The sequence below is a fragment of the Paramicrobacterium fandaimingii genome (assembly GCF_011751745.2).
Taxonomy (GTDB): Bacteria; Actinomycetota; Actinomycetes; order Actinomycetales; family Microbacteriaceae; genus Paramicrobacterium; species Paramicrobacterium fandaimingii.
Map to the genome: position 1 here is coordinate 1,230,906 of NZ_CP061170.1, position 23,797 is coordinate 1,254,702.

The 23,797-nt window shown below is 63.5% G+C and carries 20 protein-coding genes, 1 tRNA gene and 1 riboswitch; of the genes, 15 read left to right on the plus strand and 6 right to left on the minus strand.

The annotated features are described in order from the left end of the window. Positions 1 to 30 precede the first annotated feature (30 nt). The 7 genes from eno (at position 31) to HCR84_RS05945 (ending at position 6,153) form a co-directional block, all read left to right on the plus strand. Entirely contained in the window at positions 31 to 1,311 is a 1,281-nt protein-coding gene (gene eno / locus HCR84_RS05915; RefSeq protein ID WP_166984268.1) for a phosphopyruvate hydratase, read from the plus strand. A gap of 73 nt (positions 1,312 to 1,384) precedes the next feature. Beyond that, positions 1,385 to 1,939: an FtsB family cell division protein gene (locus HCR84_RS05920; protein ID WP_166984267.1), complete on the plus strand. Its 555-nt coding sequence runs from the start codon at positions 1,385 to 1,387 to the stop codon at positions 1,937 to 1,939. Between the two features lie 4 nt (positions 1,940 to 1,943). Next, positions 1,944 to 2,468 (plus strand): DUF501 domain-containing protein, encoded by a 525-nt coding sequence (locus HCR84_RS05925; RefSeq protein ID WP_166984266.1) that lies wholly within the window; start codon positions 1,944 to 1,946, stop codon positions 2,466 to 2,468. A 2-nt stretch (positions 2,469 to 2,470) separates the two neighbouring features. Next, complete coding sequence (locus HCR84_RS05930) at positions 2,471 to 3,775, plus strand: S8 family peptidase (RefSeq protein WP_166984265.1); 1,305 nt, start codon at positions 2,471 to 2,473, stop codon at positions 3,773 to 3,775. 46 nt (positions 3,776 to 3,821) lie between these two features. Next, positions 3,822 to 5,318 carry an NAD(P)/FAD-dependent oxidoreductase gene (locus tag HCR84_RS05935; protein ID WP_166984264.1) on the plus strand — a complete coding sequence of 499 codons (1,497 nt, stop codon included), beginning with the start codon at positions 3,822 to 3,824 and terminating at the stop codon, positions 5,316 to 5,318. Positions 5,319 to 5,403: 85 nt separating this feature from the next. After that, a tRNA-Leu gene (locus HCR84_RS05940) sits at positions 5,404 to 5,477 on the plus strand. 28 nt (positions 5,478 to 5,505) lie between these two features. Continuing rightward, entirely contained in the window at positions 5,506 to 6,153 is a 648-nt protein-coding gene (locus HCR84_RS05945) for a nucleotidyltransferase domain-containing protein (RefSeq protein ID WP_166984263.1), read from the plus strand. A gap of 32 nt (positions 6,154 to 6,185) precedes the next feature. Here the strand turns inward: HCR84_RS05945 and HCR84_RS05950 are convergent, their stop codons facing one another. Beyond that, positions 6,186 to 7,040, minus strand: coding sequence for a helix-turn-helix transcriptional regulator (locus tag HCR84_RS05950; RefSeq protein ID WP_166984262.1), 855 nt, complete (start codon positions 7,038 to 7,040; stop codon positions 6,186 to 6,188). 86 nt (positions 7,041 to 7,126) lie between these two features. On the opposite strand from HCR84_RS05950, the gene HCR84_RS05955 reads away from it, so the two are divergent. Then, a complete protein-coding gene (locus HCR84_RS05955) occupies positions 7,127 to 7,915 on the plus strand; it encodes an SDR family NAD(P)-dependent oxidoreductase (protein WP_166984261.1) in 789 nt (262 codons plus the stop codon). 7 nt (positions 7,916 to 7,922) lie between these two features. Here the strand turns inward: HCR84_RS05955 and HCR84_RS05960 are convergent, their stop codons facing one another. Together HCR84_RS05960 and HCR84_RS05965 are read right to left on the minus strand one after the other, a co-directional pair. Further along, a complete protein-coding gene (locus tag HCR84_RS05960) occupies positions 7,923 to 9,491 on the minus strand; it encodes a bifunctional hydroxymethylpyrimidine kinase/phosphomethylpyrimidine kinase (protein ID WP_244972577.1) in 1,569 nt (522 codons plus the stop codon). Beyond that, a riboswitch (TPP riboswitch) is annotated at positions 9,483 to 9,574 on the minus strand. It overlaps the preceding gene by 9 nt. Positions 9,575 to 9,598: 24 nt before the next feature. Continuing rightward, positions 9,599 to 11,257: a bifunctional 3'-5' exonuclease/DNA polymerase gene (locus tag HCR84_RS05965; protein WP_166984259.1), complete on the minus strand. Its 1,659-nt coding sequence runs from the start codon at positions 11,255 to 11,257 to the stop codon at positions 9,599 to 9,601. A 54-nt stretch (positions 11,258 to 11,311) separates the two neighbouring features. Here HCR84_RS05965 and HCR84_RS05970 point away from each other — a divergent pair, with 54 nt between their 5' ends. Next, positions 11,312 to 11,620 carry a rhodanese-like domain-containing protein gene (locus HCR84_RS05970; RefSeq protein ID WP_166984258.1) on the plus strand — a complete coding sequence of 103 codons (309 nt, stop codon included), beginning with the start codon at positions 11,312 to 11,314 and terminating at the stop codon, positions 11,618 to 11,620. A 2-nt stretch (positions 11,621 to 11,622) separates the two neighbouring features. Here HCR84_RS05970 and HCR84_RS05975 read toward each other — a convergent pair whose 3' ends face one another. Then, entirely contained in the window at positions 11,623 to 13,776 is a 2,154-nt protein-coding gene (locus HCR84_RS05975) for an Ig-like domain-containing protein (protein ID WP_166984257.1), read from the minus strand. Between the two features lie 211 nt (positions 13,777 to 13,987). Between HCR84_RS05975 and HCR84_RS05980 the strand changes: the two genes are divergently transcribed. The 4 genes from HCR84_RS05980 to HCR84_RS05995 all read left to right on the plus strand — a co-directional run bounded on the left by HCR84_RS05980 (position 13,988) and on the right by HCR84_RS05995 (position 18,203). Continuing rightward, positions 13,988 to 15,238, plus strand: coding sequence for an amino acid deaminase/aldolase (locus tag HCR84_RS05980; RefSeq protein ID WP_166984256.1), 1,251 nt, complete (start codon positions 13,988 to 13,990; stop codon positions 15,236 to 15,238). Next, complete coding sequence (locus tag HCR84_RS05985) at positions 15,235 to 16,548, plus strand: D-arabinono-1,4-lactone oxidase (RefSeq protein ID WP_166984255.1); 1,314 nt, start codon at positions 15,235 to 15,237, stop codon at positions 16,546 to 16,548. The genes HCR84_RS05980 and HCR84_RS05985 overlap by 4 nt, the downstream gene beginning before the upstream one ends. 122 nt (positions 16,549 to 16,670) lie before the next feature. Then, positions 16,671 to 17,237, plus strand: coding sequence for a LemA family protein (locus tag HCR84_RS05990; RefSeq protein WP_166984254.1), 567 nt, complete (start codon positions 16,671 to 16,673; stop codon positions 17,235 to 17,237). A 75-nt stretch (positions 17,238 to 17,312) separates the two neighbouring features. Continuing rightward, positions 17,313 to 18,203, plus strand: a complete 891-nt coding sequence (locus HCR84_RS05995; protein ID WP_166984253.1) for a M48 family metalloprotease — start codon at positions 17,313 to 17,315, stop codon at positions 18,201 to 18,203. A 297-nt stretch (positions 18,204 to 18,500) separates the two neighbouring features. Here HCR84_RS05995 and HCR84_RS06000 read toward each other — a convergent pair whose 3' ends face one another. Beyond that, complete coding sequence (locus HCR84_RS06000) at positions 18,501 to 19,883, minus strand: zinc ribbon domain-containing protein (protein ID WP_166984252.1); 1,383 nt, start codon at positions 19,881 to 19,883, stop codon at positions 18,501 to 18,503. A 102-nt stretch (positions 19,884 to 19,985) separates the two neighbouring features. Beyond that, positions 19,986 to 21,215, minus strand: coding sequence for a winged helix-turn-helix domain-containing protein (locus HCR84_RS06005; RefSeq protein WP_166984251.1), 1,230 nt, complete (start codon positions 21,213 to 21,215; stop codon positions 19,986 to 19,988). Between the two features lie 86 nt (positions 21,216 to 21,301). Here HCR84_RS06005 and HCR84_RS06010 point away from each other — a divergent pair, with 86 nt between their 5' ends. Further along, on the plus strand, positions 21,302 to 22,549 hold the full coding sequence (locus HCR84_RS06010) for an AI-2E family transporter (RefSeq protein WP_166984250.1): 1,248 nt from the start codon (positions 21,302 to 21,304) through the stop codon (positions 22,547 to 22,549). Between the two features lie 3 nt (positions 22,550 to 22,552). After that, positions 22,553 to 23,785 carry a threonine ammonia-lyase gene (gene ilvA, locus HCR84_RS06015; RefSeq protein ID WP_166984249.1) on the plus strand — a complete coding sequence of 411 codons (1,233 nt, stop codon included), beginning with the start codon at positions 22,553 to 22,555 and terminating at the stop codon, positions 23,783 to 23,785. Positions 23,786 to 23,797: the final 12 nt, after the last annotated feature.

Genomic DNA, 23,797 nt, shown 5'->3' on the forward strand with positions numbered 1-23,797 from the left:
CTGACAATTCCGGCATAGAGGAGACATCCCGTGGCATTCATCGAGGCGACAATCGCCCGAGAGATTCTGGATTCCCGTGGCAACCCCACCGTTGAGGTCGAGGTCATGCTCGACGACGGAGAAGTGGGCCGTGCCGCGGTTCCCTCCGGCGCATCCACCGGTGCGTTCGAAGCATACGAACTGCGCGACGGTGACAAGGACCGCTACCTCGGCAAAGGTGTGCGCACCGCCGTGACCGCGGTTCTCGATGAGCTCGGACCCGCAATCGAGGGCCTCGACGCCTCAGAGCAGCGCCTCATCGACAGCACACTGCGCGAGGTTGACGGAACCGAGAACAAGAAGCGCGTCGGCGCCAACGCCATTCTCGGCGTCAGCCTCGCTGCGGCTCACGCGGCCGCTTCGTCTGCCGACCTTCCGCTCTTCCGCTACCTCGGTGGGCCGAACGCGCATGTTCTGCCCGTTCCTCTCATGAACATCATCAACGGAGGTGCTCACGCCGACACCGGCGTCGACATTCAGGAGTTCATGATCCTGCCTGTCGGAGCTCCGAGCTTCTCTGAGGCACTGCGCTGGGGTGCCGAGACGTACCACACGCTCAAGGGCCTGCTGAAGTCAAAGGGCTATGCAACGGGCCTGGGTGACGAGGGCGGCTTCGCGCCGGACCTCGCCAACAACAGCGCCGCGCTCGACCTCATCGTCGAGGCAATTCAGAAGGCCGGCTTCGCGCCGGGCAGCGACATCGCTCTGGGCCTCGACGTCGCATCGAGCGAGTTCTTCGAGAACGGCGTCTACCGCTTCGAGGGCAAAGACCGCTCGAGCGAGGAAATGACCGCGTACTACGAGAACCTCGTCGCGAACTACCCGCTCGTCACCATTGAGGATCCCCTCGACGAGGACGACTGGGCAGGCTACGCCCACCTCACCCCGAGCCTCGGCGGCACAGTCCAGATTGTCGGAGACGACCTGTTCGTCACCAACCCGACACGTCTGGCAGATGGCATCGCCAAGGGCGCGGCGAACTCGCTGCTGGTCAAGGTGAACCAGATCGGAACCCTGACAGAGACGTTCGACGCCGTGTCCCTCGCTCAGACCTCGGGCTACACCGCGATTCTGTCGCACCGCTCGGGTGAGACCGAAGACACAACGATCGCCGACCTTGCCGTTGCCACAAACGCCGGTCAGATCAAGACCGGAGCGCCTGCGCGTTCCGAGCGTGTCGCCAAGTACAATCAGTTGCTGAGAATCGAGGAGGAGCTGGGCGAGGCCGCTGTCTACGCGGGCCGTTCCGCTTTTCCGCGCTTCAGCGCGTAAGACCTGCGAACGCTCCCGGTGCCGCGCGAGGGCGCAGCGCCGGGAGCGTTTTGCATTTCACCAGGAGGATGCCATGGCACGACGGCCCGTGACCCCGCGCCGAACGTCGTCGCGCCGTCGCCACGACGACGACAATGTCGTCGTCGAGCAGTCCGAACAGGGCCGCTGGGTTGGCGGCATCCATTTCTCGGGATTCTCGCTCATGATGATGGCGCTGCTTGTGCTCGGCGTCGTCGTGCTCGCCCCGAATCTCAAGGCGCTTGTCGAGCAAAGGCAGCAGATCGCCGATCTGCGTCAGCAGGTTGCGCAGCAGAAAGACGACGTTGAAGACATGCGTCGTGAGCGCGAGCGGTGGGACGACCCCACTTTCGTGCAGACCCAGGCGCGTGAACGCTTCTTCTACGTGAGCCCGGGCGAGATCAGCTTCATCGTGATCAACGACCTTGACGAGACGTTCCTGCCCGACACAACAGACCCCATCAGCGATGAGCTCACAACGACGAACGTCGACTGGGCATCATCGATGCTGACGTCGATTATGACGGCGGCGTTCACTCCCGTTGAGGAGAAAGACACCTCGAAGACGCCCACGCCGACGCCAACCGAGACATCCACAGAGAAGAAATAGCCGCGTGACGACCCCACCCTTCGAGCCCGTATCCGACGACGACATCGCCATCGTCTCAGCACAGCTGGGGCGCCCGGCGCGCGACGTCGTGGGAATTTCGGCGCGCTGTGTATGCGGCCGCCCCACCGTCGTGTCGACGAGCCCTCGACTCGCAGACGGCACGCCATTTCCCACGTTCTACTACCTGTGCCACCCCGGGGCGACCGCTGCGGTGAGTGAACTCGAAGCGAATCACGTGATGGCGGAATACACACAGCTGCTCGCCGACGACAACGAGGTGAGCAAAACGTATAGAAGTGCCCATGTCGCCTACCTTGCCGACCGTGAGAGCATGGGGGTCGTGCCGGAGATCGACGGGGTTTCCGCAGGCGGAATGCCGACGCGAGTGAAGTGCCTTCACGCTCTCGTCGCTCATTCCCTCGCAGCGGGCCCCGGCGTGAACCCGATTGGCGACCTGGCGTTGGAACGCGCGTCGTGGTCACCGACCGTGTGCACGTGTACGTTCGAAGAAGTGACGGAAGAGAGCTGAGAATGACCCAGCGCCCATCAAGTCGTGGTCGTCTGCGCACTCGTGCCAGAAATCTGGCGCGCGCTGCTGCCGTCATCGCAACGACCGGTGCTCTGACGTTGCTTGTCGCCTCGCCCGCCGCTGCCGTCACGGTTGACCGCAGCACCCAATACTGGCTCGACAGCGGCTACGGCGTTCAGCAGGCGTGGAAGACCACAAAGGGGAAAGGCGCCGTCATCGCGGTGATGGACACGGGTATCGGAAAGGGTCCCGCCGACTTCTCTGGAGTGACCGGCGGCACCGACGTTTCCGGTGTCGGCTCTGCTGATGGGCGAACGCCGTTGGGCAGCGAAGAAGAGAAGAACCACGGAAGCTGGGTCGCCTCGCTCGCAGCGGGTCGGGGAGATGGCACCGACAAGGAACTTATCGGCATCGCTCCAGAAGCGTCGTTGCTCGCGATCTCCATCGGGTTTCCGTCGAGTGGCGCAACAGTTCCGTTTATCGATCAGGTTGCCACAGGCATCCACTGGGCCGTCGACAATGGCGCAGACGTCATCAACATGTCGTTTTCGACAAACACGAAAGACTGGGATCCATCGTGGGACGAGGCATTCAAGTACGCCCACGATAATGGCGTGATCATCGTCGCAGCGGCAGGAAACCGCGGAAGCGGTACCGAGATGGTCGGGGCTCCCGCCACAATTCCGGGTGTGCTCACTGTCGCCGGTGTCGATAAGGCGACGAAGGTCAGCGAGGGCGCGTCGACAGAGGGCATCACGATCGGCGTCTCGGCGCCGAGTGAAGAGCTCTCCGGCGTCTCGGCCGACGGTTCGCGCGTGCAATGGGCTGGAACGAGTGGTGCGTCGCCAATCGTCGCGGGAATGGTGGCGCTGCTGCGCTCCGCATACCCCGACATGGACGCGAACAACATCATCAATCGACTCATCAAGACGGCGCACCCGACAGATGATCAAGGTAACGAAATTCCGTCATCTGACTACGGCTACGGGCTCGCCAACATCGGCGATGCCATCGATAAGGACATCGAGACAGTGAAGTCGAACCCGATGGGCAGCCTTGAAGAATGGATCAAGGTAAATAGGCGCGCAGACGCCGAGAACGTCAAGCCGCCTCAGGACACATCGAAAGTGAAGGCGCTGCCGCCTCTTGACGAGGCGAGCTCGAGCGTGAATCCGCTTTTTCCCACGGCAGACACCGTGCGCTACGTGAGCGTGCCTGCAGCGCTGCTTCTGGGCGCTGGTACACTAATAGCGCTTGGTGCCATCGGCGCCACCCGGCATGCCAAACGGGTGGCACGCAAGAAGTAGTACGCTCGTTTGCTGTATCTGCGATCCAGTAGGAGATTATTTCACCGTGCCCAAGATTCTCGTCGTCGGCGGAGGTTACGCCGGCTTTTACACCGCATGGAAGCTCGAAAAGCACCTGCGTGCAGGAGAGGCAGAGGTCACCGTCGTTGACCCCCGTCCCTACATGACGTACCAGCCCTTCCTTCCAGAGATAGCGGCAGGCTCCATCGAGCCCCGTCACGCTGTCGTCTCGCTTCGCCGTCACCTCAAGCGAACCGAGGTCATCACAGCGAAGGTGACGTACATCAACCACGCAGAGAAGAAGGCGACGATCACCCCTGACGTGGGCGACGCGTACGACTTCGAGTACGACCAAGTTGTCGTCACGGGCGGCGCGGTATCGCGCACATTCCCGATTCCGGGATTGGCAGACGAGGGCATCGGGCTCAAGACCGTTGAAGAAGCCGTCGCCATTCGTGACAAGGTTCTCGACAATTTTGCCAAGGCTGCCCACCTTCCGGCTGGCCCGGAGCGCGACCGCCTTCTGACGTTCGTCGTCGTCGGCGGAGGCTTTGCCGGCATCGAGATCTTCGCCGAGCTGCGTTCGTTCGCCAGCGCCCTTCTCACGTTCTACCCGCAGATCGAGTTCGACGACATCAGCTTCCACCTCGTCGAGGCCATGGGGCGCATCATGCCCGAGGTCTCGCTCAAGACGAGCTACTGGGTGCTCAAAGATCTCGCAAAGCGCGGTGCTCTTGTGCACCTCGACACGCAGTTCTCTTCGTGCATCGACGGCAACATCGAGCTCTCCACTGGCGAGAAGTTCGAGTCTGACCTCATCGTGTGGACCGCTGGTGTCATGGCGACCCCGCAGATCGTTCGGCACACCGACCTCCCGATCGAAGAGCGCGGACGTGTCATGACACGCGCCGATCTTCGCGTCGGAACCGATGAGGAGCCCATCGAGGGCGCCTGGGCTGCCGGAGACGTCTCGCGCGTTCCTGACCTCACGGGCGGAGGCGTCGGTGGCTACTGCGTTCCGAACGCACAGCACGCAGTGCGTCAGGGCAAGCTCCTTGCGACGAACCTCATTGCCGTGTTGCGCGGTGAGCAGCCGAAGGACTACATCCACAAGAACCTTGGCGCTGTTGCTGGCCTCGGGATTGGAACCGGTGTATTTCAGTCGGGCAAGCTCGCGATCAAGGGCTTCCCCGCGTGGGTGATGCACCGCGGCTACCACGGTCTCGCCATGCCGACATGGGAGCGCAAGTTCCGCGTCTTCTGGGGCTGGTGGAACAACTTCTTCCTCGGTCGCGACATCGTTTCGCTGTCGGCCGTTCAGCAGCCGCGCGCTGCCTTTGAGGAATTCGCAGCTCGGCCGAAGCCGCCGGCTCCGGCCGAAGAGAAGCCTGCAGATACCTCGGCGCCAGAAAAGGCTGAGACGAAGAAGGCAGACAAGCCTGCGACGAAGGATGCCAAGAAGGCTCCAGCAAAGAAGGCGACGGCGAAGAAGCCCGCTGCGTCGAAAGCGCGTGAGAAGGATTCTGCCGACACTGTCGCGTAATCATCGTCAGACACGAGAACCCACCCCGCGTCGGGGTGGGTTCTCGTGCATGTGAGGCCTGTGATTCCCGTAATGTATGGGAGTGGCCCCTATAGCCCAACCGGCAGAGGCAGGCGACTTAAAATCGCTACAGTCTGGGTTCGAATCCCAGTGGGGGCACCGGCATCCGCTGCAGTACGCTGGGCGAATGAACGAACTCAGCGACGAAGAATTCACGAGGCTGTACGGCGCGTGGGCTGAGCACACACCGAGAGACGCCGCCGAGGCGTTTGCCGCGTATGACGGCACCTGGTGGGTGGCCGGAGGCTGGGCGATCGAGGCATTCACCGGCGTCTCGCGCCCGCACGATGACATCGATGTCTCGGTTCTGGCGAACGAGCTGCCCCTGCTCAGACGGTTTCTTGACGGCCGTCTCGACGCGTGGATCCCGACATCTGGCGTGCTCGCCCCGCTCCTGCCCGGTGATCGACCCGACTCCGCAGCCGGCGATGTGCTGCCCGAGGGGTGCACCCAGTTGTGGACCCGCGCTGACGCGGCATCCGTCTGGGAATTCGACATTCTGCTCTCTCCCGGAGACGAACGCACCTGGGTGTACAAGCGGGATCCGAGCGTGAGCATGCCGCTGGGCGATGCGCTGTGGCAGCTCGATGGGATTCCGTATCTGCGCCCAGAGATCCAGTTGCTTTACAAGGCGAAGGGCGACAGGGCCAAGGACCGCGCAGACCTCGAGAACGTGCTTCCGCGACTGGACAGGGAGCGGCGAGCCTGGCTGGCTGACGCTCTCACGCGCGAGGACACTCGGCATCCGTGGTTGGACGTACTCGCCACAACCTGATGCGAGATTGTCGGTGCGGGGACGATGTCTGTTCAGCGGCGTCTCGAGTTGAGGCTTTCGGTACCGAGGGCGTCGAGGAACGCGAGCGACTCTGCGGCAGGTGACCCTTTGGCAGCACTGTACAACACCAGATGTTGATCGCCGTCATCGATATGAAGTTCGTCGCAGTTCAGCGTGATCTCCCGGACGATTGGATGTCGGAAGGTCTTGGTAAGCATTCGGGCCGGTTGCACGTCGTTGCGTTCCCACAACCGGGCGAATTCGGCGCTGCCGTCACGTAAGTCGTCTATAAGGTTGGTCATAGCGGGATCGGAGGGATAGCGGGCGACAGCGGAGCGCAATTCCCTGACGACGTTCTGCCGGAACTCGGTGACGTCGGAGATCCCGTACAGTGGCCCCTCCTCTGGCGAGTCGGTGAGGAAAGCCCGACGGGCGAGATTGCGGGCTTCCGGGTCGCGCGCGGCGAAGTCTTCCATGAGTGCAACAGCCAGGTCGTTCCAGGCGAGCACTTCGAACGCGGCGGACATAACGAAGCCGGCGGTCTGCGGCAACCTCTCCAGCAGCGCCAGGACGCTGGGGCGCACATCGCGGCGGTGCCACCCGGTGTGGTTGAGCGGTGTCCCGGCGAGCAGATGCACGTGATCGGCTTCGGCATCGGTGAGCCGGAGGGCGCCCACGATCCCGGCAAGAACCTCGGCTGATGGACGCGGAGCGCGACCCTGCTCCAGACGTACGTAATATTCAGTGGAGATATGAGCAAGGACCGCGACCTCTTCGCGACGCAATCCCGCTGTGCGGCGCCGAGGCCCCGAGGTCAACCCGACATCTTCCGGCTGCAATCGGTCGCGTCTGTTGCGGAGAAATGCGGCCAACTCATGCTTGTCCATACTCTTCAGTATGCGCGGTCGGGTGCCGCTAAGCCTGGTACAACTTGTGCCTGGCTCCGCACACGTGTCCGGCGGATGCTGAAATCATGACAACCACTAATGGCAACCACACAGGGGTCGGCCTGCTGACCGACAAAATCATCTTCGTCACCGGCGCAAGCCGTGGAATCGGGGCGGCCGCGGCCCGACTCTTTGCTGCTGAGCGTGCCAAGGTCGTGCTCGCAGCGCGCGACACCGACGCTCTGGCTCGAATTGTCGCTGACATCCGTGCTTTCGGTGGCACCGCTGATGCAGTGACGGTGGACCTCGCTGAGTCCGACAGCATCATTGCTGCCGTGAACCACGTGCAGCAGCTGCACGGTCGTCTGGACGGCGCCTTCAATAACGGTGCCATGGTCCAGGAGCCGGGGCCGCTGGATACCACCACCGTTGATGACATCCAGGCTCAATTCAGGGTGAACTTTCTGGCCCACTGGACAGCGATGAACGCCGAAGTTGCACTCATGCGCCACAGTGGCGGCGGGTCGATCGTGAATACGTCGAGCATTGGCTCATGGCGTGCCAACCCGGCTCTCCCTGCCTACGGGGCCATGAAGCGAGCGTTGAACAGCATTACTGAGACCGCCGCAGTTACCTGGGCACCGGAGGGCATCCGCATCAACGGCATCGCCCCAGGCGGTACGGCAACCGACATGATGCTCGAGTGGGACAAAGCTACCCCGGGCGTGATCGACGCGAACAACGCTGCTACTCCGATGGGGCGTATGGCTGAACCCCGCGAGATTGCTGAAGCTGCCGCGTGGTTGCTCAGCGACCGCGCCTCCATTGTCACCGGTGCGATTCTCCCCGTCGACGGTGGTGCCGGTGCGAGTTGACGGGACGTTACCGAGATAGCGAGGCGGTCACCTCAAGAGGCTCGGCGAAGAACCGCAGTTCGTGCTCGGCCGAGAGCCGGAACGCCCGCCACATCCGCTCGCGGGTTGCGGCATCCGTTTCTGCGGCGCAGCGCGTGACGATCTCGATTGCCCGCGTGCTCGCGTCAGAAAACGTCGGATCCTCGTAGGTGCTCAGCCACGGCATGTACGGCGTATCGGCAACGGCGCTCGGCAGCATCCGGGTTCCCACATCAATGTAAATCCAGTAGCAGGGAAGCAGTGCGGCGATGAGCACGGCGTAGGAATCGCGGGCGGCCGTGGCGGCGAGATGATCTGTGTAGCCGACCGTCGCGGGAGCCTTTGATGCGGCATCCACAATCGACAGGTCGCCGAGGAAGTGCGCGTGAACCGCCGATTCGCCCGCAAGTGCGCCCTGTGCTCCCGACGCCCAGAACTCCTGCTCGCTCGTGGTCGGTGCGAGCGCGCTTGCCGTTGCGAGCATGCGGGAGTAGTCACGCAGATACAGAGTGTCTTGCACCAGATAATGGCGGAAGGCGTCCATTTCGAGACTGCCGTCGACGAGCCCGGTGATGAACGCCAGATCGTCGATGTCGGTGCGCACGTCGGCGATGCCGGTCCACCATTGCTCGGCGATCTCGGCTGGCGCCGGCGGCGTTGCGGCGCGCCGCCGCAGCGAGGCGAAGTGATCGACGGGACCGTTGCCTGTGCCCACGTTCAGGCGGGAGCCGAGGCGGATGCTGTCAGCGAGCCAGTGCTTCGCCCGCTCGAGGGCGCTCGCCCACTCGCCCGTCTGCGCGTGCAGCGTGGCGATCGACGACGAGAGCGAGCATCCGGTTCCGTGGGTGTTTGCCGTATGGATGCGGGCCGATGTGAACTCCGCGACGACCCCCGACGCAGAGACGAGTGCGTCGCGCACGACGTCGCCTGCGGAATGACCGCCCTTGGCGAGCACGAGAACGTCGTAGCGCTCGGCGACGCGGCGGGCCTGCGCAATGACTTCGGGCCAGGCGCGAACGGGAGCCTCTTTGGCGAGAACGGCAAGCTCCGGAACGTTGGGCGTCACGAGGTCGGCGTGACGCAGCATCCGGCCGAGCGCTTCTTCGGCCGACGAATCGATAAGCCTGTCACCGCTCGTTGCCACCATGACCGGATCGACGACAACAGCCGGCACCCGCGTGCGCTCGAGCCAGCGGTCGACAACGTCGATGTATTCGGCGTTTGCAAGCATGCCGATCTTCACGGCGTCAATGACCACATCGTCGCTCACCGCGTCGAGCTGTTCGGCGAGAAAGTCGGCCGGGGGAGTGTGCACCGATCGCACCCCTCGAGTGTTCTGCGCGACGAGTGCGGTGACGACGGCCATGCCGTATCCGCCGTTTGCTGCAATGGACTTCAGATCGGCCTGAATGCCCGCGCCGCCTGTCGGGTCAGTGCCCGCGATACTGAGTACCCGCGGAATCTGCGCTGCAAGCCCAGTGCCACCCGCGGAGGCGTGTGTGGCCGCTGCGCGCGGCGGAACGGACGTGGAGGCAGGTGTTTCTGGCGTACGCGTCATGCGCGACATCCCTTCGCTAGTACGAGCTAGATCAGGTTCAACGGGTGTTCTCTCAGCCCTCGCGGGCACCCCGTGTCACTTGTGACGGCCACTCTACCCGACGGCGGTCATGCGTCGGCGTAGCAGCGAGCGATCGCCACATCGAGCGGAAAATCGATGGGAAAGTCCCCGAAGAGCCCGCGCCCTGCGGCATCCGCTGCCTCGCGAACGGCGTCTGCGACGAGCTCTGCTGACTGTTCCGGTGCATGGATGACGAGTTCGTCGTGCAGAAAATAGACGATATGCGGATGCTGCTCGCCGCTGTCGAGCGCGAAGAGGCGGTGCCGCAGCTCGGCCATCCAGCAGAGCGCCCATTCGGCGGCGGTCCCCTGGGCGACGAAGTTGCGCGTGAAGCGGCCCCAATCTCGCGCTGCGCTGCGCCCCGCGCGCTCCTGGGCCGGCGTCGCGGTCACCTGGGCTCCCGCGCGTGTGACCGCCGCCCACGCATCTGAGGGCAACGGAGAGCTTCGTCCGAGCCACGTCGTCACCTGGTCGCCTTTCTCACCCGACCGTGCCGCGTTCTCGACGAGACCGGTTGCTCGTGGATACGTGCGGAGCAGCTTGGGCATGAGACGTGCACTTTCGCCCGTCGTTGCTCCATAGAGCGCACCGAGCATTGCGAGCTTCGCGTGCGCGCGTGTGTCGACGGTGCCCGCGTCGACGAGGCCCTGGTAGAGATCTGTTCCGTGGCCGGCCGCCGCCATGGCGACGTCGCCCGCCATCGCCGCGACGATCCGTGGTTCAAGCTGAGCCGCATCGGCAACCACAAACGTCCAGCCGTCATCGGCGACGACCGCTGGGCGCACCTGCGCGGGCAGCTGCAGTGCGCCGCCTCCATCTGTCGCCCACCTGCCGGTCACGACCCCGGCGACGACGTATTCGGGGCGAAAACGATCGCCATGCACCCACTCGTCGAGCCAGGCCCAGCCGTTCGCCGTCATCAGCCGAGAGAGCGACTTGTACTGCAGCAGCGGCTCGATCACGGCGTGTTCGTGTCGTTGCAGTTCCCACTTGCTCGTCGAATCCACGGTGACGCCTGCCAACCTCAAAGCTCGCAGCAACTCGATGTGGGAGTCAGGATTGAGTGACGACGAGCCGAGCTCGGTGCGAATTTTGGCAGCAAGCTGCTCGAGAACGGCGGGTCTGCCGCCGAAGATCGGGCGGGGCCCGAGCGCGTCGGTGAGAATTCTCTCGTGAATATCTCGCCTCCAGGGCAGACCGTCGTGGCGAATCTCGCACGCGATCAGAGCGCCGCATGACTCCGCCGCCAACAGGCGCTTCAGCCCCCACGGAGCCGACGAACCGGTGACGGCCTCGCACTGACGCTGGAGTTCGGCAACGGCGTCAGGGCGTGCCTCAGCACCCGTGAGCTCCGCGAACCCGGCAAGCGAGCCTTCGTCGGCCGAGGGCGTCCACGGGGCATCCCACGAATCTTGTGGGCGTTGCGAGAGCCCGTCTGCGGCCGTTCTCGTTGACCGGCGAAGTATGGCGCGACACAACGCAAGATCGTGGCTTCGCCCGAGTCGGATGCCCCGCTCGACGAGCTGCGGGTACAGCTCGGCGGTGCGGGCGAACACCCACCGAACGCCCGCGAGATCACGTTGAGAGATGACCTCGGCGGCGTCGTCCCAGCTCACGACGGACTCACCTGTGGCGGCACCGTTCTCATCGGCGTCGATCAGCCGAAGACCTGGCGGGTGTGAGGAAGGTTCGATGACGACGTACACGACTCTATTCTCGCGGCTGCCTCCGACAACAGCGGAGCGTGTGAGGATGGAAAGATGAAAGAGATCACCGTGACCGAGCTCGCCGCCCGCGAACAGCAGGGAACCGCCGCCATTGTCGACGTTCGTGAGCCAGACGAGTGGGCGAACGCTCACGTCGAGGGTGCCGTGCACATTCCTATGTCGCAGTTCATGGAACGCGAGGGTGAGCTTCCCGACTCAGACGAGCTGCACATCATGTGCCATTCGGGCGCCCGCAGCTCGCGCGTCGCGCAGTACCTTGAGCAGAAGGGCTTCAACGCCGCAAACGTCGACGGCGGCATCGTCGCATGGACAGGCGCGGGGCTCCCCGTCGTCAGCGGCTGAGGCTACGAGCTCGCGAGCATCGGCTGAACGTAGCGCTTCCACAGCCACACCGAAATGCCGAGCGCTGCGAAGGCGAGCACGAGAGCGAGCGCCGCAAGCACATTTCCTGTCGCACGCCAGTTTTCGATGCTCGGCCCGAGCATCACAAACAGTGCCGTCAGAATCGCCAGCACGGCCGCAAGCCACAGCGGTCGCGACCAAGCGAAGATCGCTCGTCCGCTCAACCGGCCAAGCGGCACCATCATGATCGCCGCGGAGCCGATGCCGACGAGCGCTGTGATGTTCGCCGTCTCGATCACCAGCTGAGTGAAGAAGCCCCCGCCCTGCGGCACGAACGAGGCAAGCAGCCACGCAATCACGCCCACGACGAAGACGCCGCTGATGCGCGAGAGCGCCAGGCGTGCGAGCACAGCGCTATTCAACACAGTCGGCACGCGCACGGTCGTGACGAGTGCGAAGAGCAGCGCGGGGTGCAGATCGAAGACGCGTGACGCGAGCACCGCGGCCGCAACGACGAGCAGCCAACGCGGGTTGAACCGAACCTCGGTGAAACCGCATTGCCACACGTGCGAGAGGATGCGCGGCAGCCATGCCGCTGCCGCGTTGATGATGGCGGCAGCCACGATCGCGGCCAAGAGAAGCCTCAGGTACGCGGGCCTGCCATCGACCGGGTTCGCGAAGATCGTGAGGGCCCCGGTCGCGGCGATGCCGAGCACGATCATGGCTATGCGCCCCGGAACGGCAAGCATCGGCGCCCTCTCGAACTCCGACTCCGATCGATTGCGCCCGGTGAAGACGACTCCGGATGCCGCGACCCGCCGCCGTGCGAGCGTACCGGCCAGCATCCTCGCGGGAATCAGAATGAGCGCGATCGTCAAGACAGCGAGCAGAAGCGCCCTTGCCCAGCCCGCGACCGCGTCGAGCCCGATTGCGGGCGGAAGCGACTCGGTAAACGGGGTTGCGTGGTTCCAGGGGCCCGGGCCGTTCGGCGGCGCGGCCGGGGGAGCGGCTTCGTTTCTCGAATCGTTGTCGTCGCTCTTCGAGGGCTCTGGCTCTTTTTCACCCGGAGTCTTGTCGCTGTCGCCCGGCGTCGTTTTCTCATCGGTCGGCTTGTCTGATGGCGAGGTCGCCGGAGGGTCCGACGGCGAAGACGAGCTTCCGAACAAGACCGTCACGGCTGGGCCATCACCGCTGGAGTTGCCAGCCGTGTCGTCAGCTTTGGCGACGATCTTCTGTGCACCTGAAGTCGCGACCTCAGCTGCCGTGCACGACCAGGTTCCCGACGACGAAACGTCGACCTTGCAGACGGACTGCGCACCGACGAACACGGTCACCGTGGAGCCGGGTTCACCTGTTCCGGAGATCGTCGCGCCCGATGTCGGAACCGTCGCGCCGGCTGCCGGCGCGGTGATCCTGGGCTTCGATGGCGCGCTCAGATCGACGGTGACGGGAACGGCGGCGCTCGGGTTTGACGCGCGTCCCGCCCCTTTCATTGTCTGCGTTGCCGTCGCCGAAGCCTTTGAGAACTCGTCGGTGATGGAGACTGCCCATCTGCCTTTGGCATCGGCGGAGGTTGTGTATCTATGTCCGTCGATCCTCACCGTCACTGTTGCGCCGTCTGCGGCGTTTCCGCCGCTGAGGGAGCCGTTCTTCCCGATCGGCTTCGAGGGGGCGTCTATCGACAGTGTGAAGAACACGTCTACTGTCGCTTCGGCGCTGACTTCGCCGCTTGAACCTGACCATGTCGCGGTTATTTCTTGGTCCGCGCCTTGGCCTACCGGAACTGACGTCGAGAACGAGCCGTCGGCACCTACCTTTGTGCTGGTGTCGCCTCGTGGCGACGTGATTTGGATTACCGAATTTTCCGGAATGTCGCTGACTGTTCCCGTAACCGGCATCTTCGGCGTGCCCCAGAAATCGCCCGGTTCGACGAGATCGATCTTTGGCTGTTCCGACGTGGGAGGCGGCGTCGTTGCGTTGTCGCCGGTGTTGGGCGGAGACGGTGTTTCCGTGCCATCATCGGTCTCTGTCGAGACCAGGGAGCCAGCGGAGGAGGCGGCTGCCGGGCTCACAAACAGGAGCGGAAGCGACAGGGCGGCCGCGGCGACAACCGCGAGGGCGAAAAAGTGCCATCGGCCACGCGATCTCACCGGCACGTCCGGAGAGATTTGCTGTGCTGTGTCAGAGAAAGTCCGCCCCACTTCACCATCCATTCACGGCGATAACAGGCGTGAAGTCAAGGCGGCACGGCGCTTTAAGGCGCGCTTCTCAGCGCTACCCCAGGGTGGAGGACGAATAACGTGAGCATAGCTCTCTTTGTGCCCTCGTGGAAGGTCGTTATCGTGTCAGTAAGACGAAAGGAACTCAATGGCGATTTCCCTGACCGCGCACGAGCAGGCGAGTGCGCACCCCGCCCCCTGGCGCTCACCCGAGAGATACTGGCCGTCAATCGACAATGCGACGGCAGGTGAAGATCCGCCGTTCGGAGTACTCCACCTTGACGCCTTGCGGTTCAACGCCCACGACATGATCCGACGGGCCGCGGGAACGCCCATTCGCATCGCGAGCAAGTCAGTTCGCGTCAGGTCGGTTCTGGATGCTGCGCTCGCGCTGCCCGGATTCGAGGGCGTTCTCGCCTACACCCTTCCCGAAGCACTGTGGCTCGCTGAGAGCATCGACGACGTCGTTGTCGGCTACCCGACGGCAGATCGCGCAGCCATCGCCCAACTCGCAGCCTCAGAGACCCTCGCCTCGCGCGTGACCCTCATGGTCGACAGCGCGGAGCATCTTGACGTGATCGATGCCGTCGTTCCCGCTCGCAAACGCGCGGTGATCCGCGTGTGCCTCGAACTCGACGCGTCGTGGAACGCGCCGCCGCCTCTCGGACGTCTCGGCACATGGCGGTCTCCGATTCACTCGCCACAGGCGGCGCGGTCGCTCGCGGAGTACATTGTCAGCCGCCCCGGCTTCGAGCTTGTCGGCATGATGGCGTACGAAGGGCAGATCGCTGGAGTGCCCGATCACGAGCCGCGCAAGGCCGCGATGAATGCCCTCGTCGGCTGGGTCAAGACTCAGTCGCGCGCCGAGCTTGCCGAGCGGAGAGGTGAAGCCGTCGCGCTTGTCAAAGACGTCGCTGATCTTCGTTTCGTGAACGGGGGAGGCACGGGCTCGCTTGAGAGCACATCGCAGGATGACTCCGTGACCGAGATCGCCGCGGGCAGCGGACTCTTCGCCGGGCATCTGTTCGACGGCTTCCGTGCGTTCAGCCCAGCCCCAGCGGCATCCTTCGCCCTATCTGTCGTGCGCAAGCCTCGCGGCGACATGGCCACAATTCTCGGCGGCGGCTGGATCGCATCGGGCCCACCCGGAATCGAGCGGCTGCCCAAACCGGTCTGGCCCGAGGGCCTACGCATGATGCCTCGCGAGATGGCCGGCGAAGTGCAGACTCCCGTGGAGGGTGCGTCGGCGGCTCGACTGTCGATTGGTGACCGCGTGTGGCTGCGGCACAACAAGTCGGGCGAGCTGAGTGAGCGCCTCACCGAGTTTCTCGTTGTCGACGACGACAGCATCGTGGACCGTGTGCCGACGTATCGCGGCGAAGGAAAGGCATTTCTGTGACAGCAACGGGCGGAGCCTGGCGAAATTGGGGCCGCACAGAGAAAGCAAAGCCCATCAGAGTGGAGCGTCCCCGAACGGCAAGCGCCGTTCAGCGGGCTGTCGTTGCTGCCGCGGGCAGCGGAATTCCGATCAAGGCAGTCGGAGCCAGCCACAGCTTCAGCGGCATTGCAGCCCCTGTCGGTGTGCTTCTCGAACTCGACGATCTGACGGGGCTCATCGACGTTGATGAGCGTCACGGGCTCGCCACGTTCTCTGCCGGAACACGGCTGCGTGACGTTCCGCGACTGCTTGCGCGTCACGGTTTGGCTATGGAGAATCTCGGAGACATCGACAGCCAGTCGCTTGCCGGAGCCATCTCGACGGGCACGCACGGGACGGGCGCATCGTTCCGCGGTCTTGCCGCGCAGGTCGCCGGAGTGACCCTGGTTACGGGGACGGGCGAGCTGCTGCACGTTGACACCGACACCAACTCTGAGCTTCTTCCTGCCGTTGCGCTCGGGCTTGGTTCTCTCGGCATTCTCGTCGATGTCACGGTGCGCTGCGTGCCGGCATTCGACCTCGCCGCGGTGGAGAAGCCGGAGCCGCTCGACGACGTGCTCGAGGCGCTGTCGCAGCGTGTGGCCGAGAGCGACCACTTCGAGTTCTACTGGTTTCCCCACACCGAAACGGCCCTGACCAAGACAAATACGAGGATGCCCTCGGGCACCGCGCGGCGGCCGCTCTCGCCTGCGAGGCGCTGGCTCGACGACACCCTCGTCTCGAATGGCCTCTACGAGGTGACGTGCCGGCTTGGCTCTGCCGTTCCTGCGATCACGCCAACCGTGAACCGCCTCGCGGACAAGCTCACGGGCAACCGCGCGTTCACTGATGCCTCCCACCGTGTCTTCACGACGAAGCGCACGGTGCGCTTCGCCGAGATGGAGTACGCGCTTCCGGCAGAGAACGTTGCCGATGCGCTGCGCGAGGTGAAGAAGCTCATCGAAAGGTCGGGCTGGTCGATCTCCTTTCCCGTCGAAGTTCGCTTCGCGGCATCCGATGATCTGTGGCTGTCGACGGCGACCGGTCGCGAGACCGGATACATCGCTGTGCACCGCTATGCCCGCGAGAATCCGGTCGAGTACTTCCGTGCCGTCGAAGAGATCATGCGCGAGAGGGGCGGGCGTCCGCACTGGGGAAAGATGCACTGGCGTGACGCCTCGACCCTGCGCGACAGTTATGCGCGGTTCGATGATTTCGTCGCCGTGCGTGACCGCCTCGACCCGTCACGGCTGTTTCGCAACCCGTACCTTGACCGCGTACTTGGACCCTGAGAATGCCGCGTGCATCGCCCTGAGCACACTGAATTCGCCGGTGAAGCTCAGAAAGCTGCCCGTAGACTGAGGGAACGCGGCTTCGACCGGGTCGCACACAGCACAGAGGGAGTATGCAAAGCATGGAATGGCTTATTCCAGTTCTCATCGTTGTGGCGCTCGTCGTCATCATCGGCATTTACCTGTGGGTGACATACAACTCGCTCGTCACGCTCGGTGTTCGCGTTAACGAGGCATGGAGCGACATCACGGTTCAGCTCAAACGCCGTGCTGACCTCATTCCGAACCTCATCGAGGCGGTCAAGGGCTACGCCGCACACGAGAAGTCCGTATTTGAGAACGTCACCGAAGCGCGCGCAGAAACCTTGAATGCGCAAGGCCCCGCCGACGCATCTACTGCAGAAAACCACATGCAGCAGGCGCTCAAGTCAATCTTCGCGGTAGCCGAGGCTTACCCGCAGCTTCAGGCGAGCAACAACTTCCTCCAGCTGCAGAGCGAGCTTGTTGACACGGAAGACAAGATTCAGGCATCACGTCGTTTCTACAACGGTGGCGTGCGCGAGCTGAACACGAAGATCCGGGTGTTCCCGAACAACCTTTTCGCGAAGAAGCTCGGATTCGAGCTTCGTGAGTTCTTCGAAGTCACCGACAGCGCAGCGATTGCGGAGCCTCCTCGCATTCAGTTTTAATTCCCTGCCGGCAGCTTGTTTGCGCAGCTGTCGGCGGCTTCGCCTGCTGCACACGTCGCCTGTGAAGGGACACTGATGTATCGCGCAATCCGCAAGAACAAGATCAACACCGTCGTGATCATCATCGGGTTTCTCCTGCTGATCGGTGCGCTCGGTGCCCTTGCCGGATACGCGTATAACAGCTGGACGATCACGATCGTCGTGCTCGCCGTTGCGATCGGCTACGCCCTTCTGCAGTACTTCATGGCGTCGTCGCAGGCGCTCGCGATCAGCGGTGGCAAGCAGATTCGCAAGGCAGACAACCCGCGTCTTTATCGGGTTGTCGAAAACCTGAGCATTGCAACGGGAACGCCGATGCCAAAGGTATACATCATCAACGACCCGGCCCCGAACGCTTTCGCGACAGGCAGGGATCCCGAGCACGCCTCTGTCGCCGCTACGACGGGGTTGCTCGACATCATGACCGACTCCGAGCTTGAGGGCGTCATGGCACACGAGCTCGGCCACGTTCGCAACTATGACATTCGCGTATCGATGATCGTCTTCGGCCTTGTGGTTGCGATCGGGTTCATCGCCGATATCTTCCTTCGCATGATGTGGTTCGGCGGTGGGCGCGGCGGCAATCGTGGCGGTGGGGGAAACCCCATCATCATGATCTTCGGCATCGTGGCCATGCTGATCGCGCCCCTTGTCGCCATGCTTGTTCAGCTCGCCATCTCGCGGCAGCGCGAGTACCTCGCTGACGCAACCGGGGCACTCACGACACGGCATCCCGATGCACTCGCGAGTGCATTGCTCAAGCTTGACGAGCATGCCCGCCCCATGAAGCGGCAGAACACCTCGACGGCGCACCTGTGGATCAATGATCCACAGAAGAAGCCCGGTGTTGCCAAGCGGCTCATGAGCTCGCACCCGCCCATTGCCGACCGCGTGCAGCGCCTGCGAGACATGGGGGGCAGCTTCTGAGCTCACCTGAGCTCACAGTACGTCCCGTGAGAAGCTGGGAAAGTGAGTATTTCGGGCTCTGAGTTTCTGCCTATTTGTGGCACGTTCTACCATTGATCCGAAATTCCGAGAGGTCGCGATCGCGGGATCGACGTCGGCCGGGCGATACTCCAGGGCGGATGAACCAACGCTACGTCCGCGTTGCGGAACCTCGGGACGTCGCCACAGATGAGCCCAGACCTACGCATTACACACGAAAGCGGGAGCCGATCCAGAGGATCGACTCCCGCTTTCGTGTGTGTTCAGACTGTTCTCGGTTTACCAGAACTCGAGGACGACCTTGTCGCCGTCGACGGTGATGTCACCGTAGAAGGTCCAGTACGAGCGAGCCTCGAGGTCGCCTGTCACTGACTTGCCTGAGTAGTCCTTACCGGTGACGGTGTACTTGATTTCGCCGCCCTCGGTCTCGAAGCTGCGGCCCGTGTCGTCGACGGTAACCGTCGGGTACTCAACGACCTTGCGAACGACCTTCGACACTTCGGAGAGGCCCGACACGTAGTCGACGTCCATGTCGCAGTTCTCGTCGACCTCTTTCGAGGTCTCCTTTGCACATTCGTCGATCATTCCATCGAGCTGGCTCTGCACCTCTTCGGTCAGGGCATCAGTCGGCTTCAGGTTCAACTCAACCGCGCTGTAGCTCGCCTTGGAGCCGGTTCCGGCGACGAACTGCTGGTCGTCAGCGGCGAACCACTTGCTGTCTGGGGCGCTGACCGTGTAGACGCCGGGGTATGCCTGAAGCACACCCTCTTCGCCGAAGTCGACGTTCACGCCGTTGACCGTAGCCTCGGTTCCCTGCGAGACGTAGACAGCAACGTCGACGAGCAGAGGCTTGTCGATCTTCCAGTCATCGAAGAAGACAGCCTGCTTGCCCTGGTTGCTGAGCGTGAGAGTGCCGTCGTACGTCGTTCCGTCGAGCTTGTAGCTGAAAGCGACCCGAGCGCTGTCGCCTTCCTTCTGCGTCTTTGAGACCTTCGTGTCTGAGATGCGCGTGTTCTTCTCTTTGAGCACCTTGTCGCTCAGCAGAACGGCCTGCTCTTTCTTGAGGCCCGGCTTGACGAGCTTGTTCGCCTCGCTTGCCTTGCCAGCCGAGATCGTCGTGAGGTACTTCTCGACGACAGCCTGGGGGCCGTACTGCGAGCCGTTGATCACGTTGATCACGACTGTCGCGATGATCAGAATGACGACGACCGCTCCCGCGATCGACGAGAGAAGAATGATCTTCTTCTTCTTGTTCGGGTCCATCTTCGTGGGTGCAGGAGCCGCATAGCCGCCAGCGGGGTACGCGCCTTGCTGCGGGTACTGTCCCTGCGGCTGCTGCGCGTACTGACCCTGCGGGCCGTACTGGCCGCCCTGCGGCGTGTACTGACCCTGCGGTGTGTACTGGCCCTGCGGCTGCTGCGCGCCAGCTTCTGGCTGCCCTTGCGGTGAATACTGACCGCCCTGCGGTGAGTACTGTCCCTGGGGCTGCTGCGCGTTTGCGTCGGGCTGTCCCTGAGGTGTGTACTGTCCACCCTGCGGCGAATACTGTCCACCCTGCGGCGCGTACGATGCACCCTGGTCGCCCTGAGGCGGCTGGGCGCCCCCCGAGTTGTCTGCCGGGTTGCCCCCCTGAGCGCCCGGTGCGTTTTCGTCCGTAGCCATGATGTGTCACTTCCCCTTCAAAACGAATGTGATATCAGTAAAAGTTACCAGCGCAGGCAGCGCGCAGCACTGGGGAGAACTGCCCATAGCGCCGCGTCGCCGTCACGGCGTCTCGTGACGTGACGCTCCTAAGGTGTGCGCCACCGCATTCGACAGGTCTCCTCGTGAGCCGACACTGATCGAATCGTGTTCTTGCCACTGCGCCGCAGCGCGCACTACCTGTGAGAGTCGTTCAACCGTATCAGCAGGAGCGTGCGGCTCCGCCCACGCCGACTGCACTCGCAGCACGCCAGCCTTTCTATCGCTCTTCAAATCGACACGGGCCGCAAGGCGGTCGCCGATCAGCACGGGCAGAACGTAGTACCCGTACACACGCTTGTGGCGCGGAGTGTAAATCTCGATTCTGTAGCGAAAATCGAAGAGACGCTCAGCGCGCGGCCGTGACCACACAACAGGATCGAACGGCGAAAGCAGAGCGTCGGCGCTGACGGCACGTGGCCGTACCTGGCCTGTCGGCATCCAGACGTCCAGCGCCCGAGATCCTCGCGTCCAGCCATCAACATGCACGTGGGTGAGTTCGCCTTCATCGTGCAGCTCCCTGATGGCCTGCGTCGTGAATTCAACGGGGAGACGATAGTAATCAGACAGATCGGATGCTGTCGCGATTCCCGTTGCACGCGCGGCACGTCGGACAAGCTCGCGAACGGCATCGTCACGACTGATCTCTGTCGCGCGAACGTGGTCGGGCAGCACCTGTTCGGCCAGCGCATAGCGCCGCTCAAACGTCGAGGTGCGCCCGGCGATCGCCACTTCACCCCACCGGAACAGCATTTCGAGCGCGTGCTTCACGGTAGACCAGTCCCACCACGAACCCCGCGCGCGGTCGACGTCTGTCTCGATCTCGCGTGCCAGCGACGGCCCGCGAGCGGCGAGCTCACGACGCACCCAGTCGAGCTCCGCCGCGTGCGCATTCGCCCACGACGAGTCATCTGCCAGGTCGCGCTCACGCAGCATCCGCATCTTCCAGCCCCAGAGCGGCAGATCACCCGTGCGCAGAAACGTCGCTTCGTGTGCCCACCATTCGGTGACGCGAGCGGGGCTGCGATGCGTCAGAGCATCGAGTGCCGATTTGTCGTAGGCGCCGAGCCGAGCGAAAACGGGAAGGTAATGGCTGCGCTCGAAGACGTTAACCGAATCGATCTGGAGCGCTCCGAGGGAATCGATCACTGAGGCGAATTGGCGCGGCCCTGGCGTGGCAGTGCGTCGGCGAGCGAAACCGTGCGCGGAAAGCGCGATTCGTCGAGCAGCATCCGCCGTAATCTTCTGTGACATGAGGTCACGGTACCAACGGGCACCGACGGTGCCAGACACCGCTCATATTCCGTGTCGCCGAACCGCGGCATCGTAGACTGTGACGCGTGTCGGAATCACGCAGTCCCCGGTGGTGGAAACGCCTTTTCGCCCGCCCCGCGCCCCAACGCGTTCCCTCACAGCCCGAGCCGGAACGACACGTGCCGTCTGAAGAGATCGTCGACACCGTTCCGCCCGGAATTCGCATCGCCGCTGCCTGGAGCTGGCGTCTGATCGTCATTGCCATTGCGACTGCCGTTCTCGTCTTCATCATCGTTCAGTTGCGGCTGATCGTCATTCCGGTGCTCGTTGCCGTGCTGCTCTCGGCACTTGTGCTTCCGCTCGTGACCTTTCTTGTCTCACACCGGTGGAACCGGGGGCTCGCCGTCGCGGTCGCAATGATCACAGCGATCGGCGCTGTGGGTGCCCTCGTGTGGCTCGTTGTGTGGCAGATCGGGTCGCAGGCCAGCGAAGTGCGCACGCGAACCATGGAGTCCGTCGAGGCTTTCAGAGACTTTCTGCTGCACTCGCCGCTTCACCTGACAGACAACAAGCTCAGCGTGATCTTCGACGACGTCTGGGCAAGCATCCAAGAAGACACGAGTGCGATCCTCTCGGGCGCGCTCTCGATCGGAACCACGTTCGGCCATCTTGCCGCCGGCATTCTTCTCGCACTGTTCTCACTTTTGTTCATTCTGATTGACGGCAAGAACATCTGGAAATGGCTGATTCTGTTTGTGCCGAGGCGGGCACGCGCGGCCGTCGACGGTGCCGGGCAAGCCGGCTGGACGACTTTGGAGAACTACACGCGCACGCAGATTCTCGTCGCCTCGATCGATGCGGTCGGCATCGGGGTTGGCGCGTTCATTCTCGGTCTGCCGCTCGCCATCCCCATCGGTGTGCTCGTATTTCTCGGTGCCTTCGTGCCGATCGTGGGAGCTATTCTGACCGGTGCCGTCGCCGTGTTGATCGCGCTTGTGTACAACGGGCCGATCATCGCGCTCATCATGCTCGGCGTCGTGCTTCTCGTGCAGCAGGTCGAGGGGCATGTTCTGCAGCCCCTGCTCATGGGCACTGCTGTGAAGGTGCATCCCCTCGGCGTCGTGCTTGTCGTCACGGGCGGAACGCTCGTCGCAGGCATCCCCGGCGCGCTCTTTGCCGTGCCCGTCGCCGCTGTCGTCAACGTCGTCATCGGCTACGTCACCTCCGGCGCGTGGAAAGACCCAGCCGCCACGTACAAAGCCGATCTCATCTGGCGCACGGTCCCCGCCGAGGGCCGACTGCGCCGTGAAACCCCGTCCACAGACAAGGATTAGCGAATGCCGCACACCATTCCCTCGCTTGAATCGATCGAGCACGCTCAGCAGGTGGTTGCGCGTGTCTCGCAGCACACGCCCATGGAGAGTTCGCGCTACCTCACGGAAGTGCTGGGGCAGTCGGTGTACCTCAAATGCGAGAACCTGCAGCGCACGGGATCGTACAAGATCAGAGGCGCATTCAACCGTCTCGCACAGCTGACCGATGAAGAGAAGGCAAAGGGTGTCGTTGCCGCGTCAGCGGGAAACCACGCTCAGGGGGTTGCATTCGCCGCGCGTGAGCTCGGGATCGCCGCGACGATCTTCATGCCCGTCGGCGTTCCGCTGCCGAAGCTGCAGGCGACGCGTCGCTACGGCGCTGACGTGGTTCTGCGGGGGCACACGGTGACCGAACCGCTCAAGGCCGCTGCGGAGTACGCGGAGAAGACGGGTGCCGTGCTCATTCCGCCGTTCGACCATGTCGACGTCGTGACAGGCCAGGGAACCCTCGGTCTCGAGATTCTCGATGACGTTCCCGATGCGACGACAATCGTCGTTCCCATTGGAGGCGGAGGGCTGATTGCCGGAGTGGCCGCTGCGGCAAAGCAGCGCGCAGCGCGCGAGGGACGAGAGATGCGCATCATCGGTGTGCAGTCCCAGAACGCGGCGGCGTACCCGCCGTCCCTCGCCGAGGGGCATCCGGTCGACGTCGAGATTCAGCCGACGATCGCCGACGGCATCGCCGTCAGCCGGCCGGGATCGCTCAACTTCGATCTCATTCAGCAGCTTGTCGACGAGGTCGTCACCGTCACCGAAGACGAGATTGCCAAGGCACTGCTGCTGCTGCTCGAGCGCGCGAAGCTCGTTGTTGAGCCGGCGGGAGCTGTGAGTGTTGCCGCCATCATCGAGGGCAAGGTCACGGCAACGGGTCCCACGGTTGCGATTCTCTCTGGCGGCAACATCGACCCGCTGCTGATGCAGCGCGTTGTCTCACACGGCCTCTCAGCGGCCGGGCGCTACATGACCCTTCGCATTCCGCTGCCCGATCGACCGGGGCAGCTTGCGCGCATCGCCGAAATTCTCGCCCAGGCGAACGCGAACGTCGTCGAGGTTCTGCATACCAGGCATGGCCAGGGAATGCAGATCAGCGAAGTCATGATCGACCTGAGCGTCGAAACGCGTGGAGACGACCACAAGGCGAGCGTCGTCGAGACGCTGCGCTCGGCAGGCTACGACCCCGCGATCGTGCAGGGCTGACCCTCAGCAAGT

Coding starts and splice junctions, on each gene's coding strand:
- HCR84_RS05945 (WP_166984263.1), top strand. CDS start 5,506: ATGAACGAACTCAGCGACGAAGAATTCACGAGGCTGTACGGCGCGTGG.
- ilvA (WP_166984249.1), top strand. CDS start 22,553: ATGCCGCACACCATTCCCTCGCTTGAATCGATCGAGCACGCTCAGCAG.
- HCR84_RS05930 (WP_166984265.1), top strand. CDS start 2,471: ATGACCCAGCGCCCATCAAGTCGTGGTCGTCTGCGCACTCGTGCCAGA.
- HCR84_RS05960 (WP_244972577.1), bottom strand. CDS start 9,491: ATGACGCGTACGCCAGAAACACCTGCCTCCACGTCCGTTCCGCCGCGC.
- HCR84_RS05980 (WP_166984256.1), top strand. CDS start 13,988: ATGGCGATTTCCCTGACCGCGCACGAGCAGGCGAGTGCGCACCCCGCC.
- HCR84_RS06000 (WP_166984252.1), bottom strand. CDS start 19,883: ATGGCTACGGACGAAAACGCACCGGGCGCTCAGGGGGGCAACCCGGCA.
- HCR84_RS05950 (WP_166984262.1), bottom strand. CDS start 7,040: ATGGACAAGCATGAGTTGGCCGCATTTCTCCGCAACAGACGCGACCGA.
- HCR84_RS05970 (WP_166984258.1), top strand. CDS start 11,312: ATGAAAGAGATCACCGTGACCGAGCTCGCCGCCCGCGAACAGCAGGGA.
- HCR84_RS05955 (WP_166984261.1), top strand. CDS start 7,127: ATGACAACCACTAATGGCAACCACACAGGGGTCGGCCTGCTGACCGAC.
- HCR84_RS06005 (WP_166984251.1), bottom strand. CDS start 21,215: ATGTCACAGAAGATTACGGCGGATGCTGCTCGACGAATCGCGCTTTCC.
- HCR84_RS05990 (WP_166984254.1), top strand. CDS start 16,671: ATGGAATGGCTTATTCCAGTTCTCATCGTTGTGGCGCTCGTCGTCATC.
- HCR84_RS05995 (WP_166984253.1), top strand. CDS start 17,313: ATGTATCGCGCAATCCGCAAGAACAAGATCAACACCGTCGTGATCATC.
- HCR84_RS05920 (WP_166984267.1), top strand. CDS start 1,385: ATGGCACGACGGCCCGTGACCCCGCGCCGAACGTCGTCGCGCCGTCGC.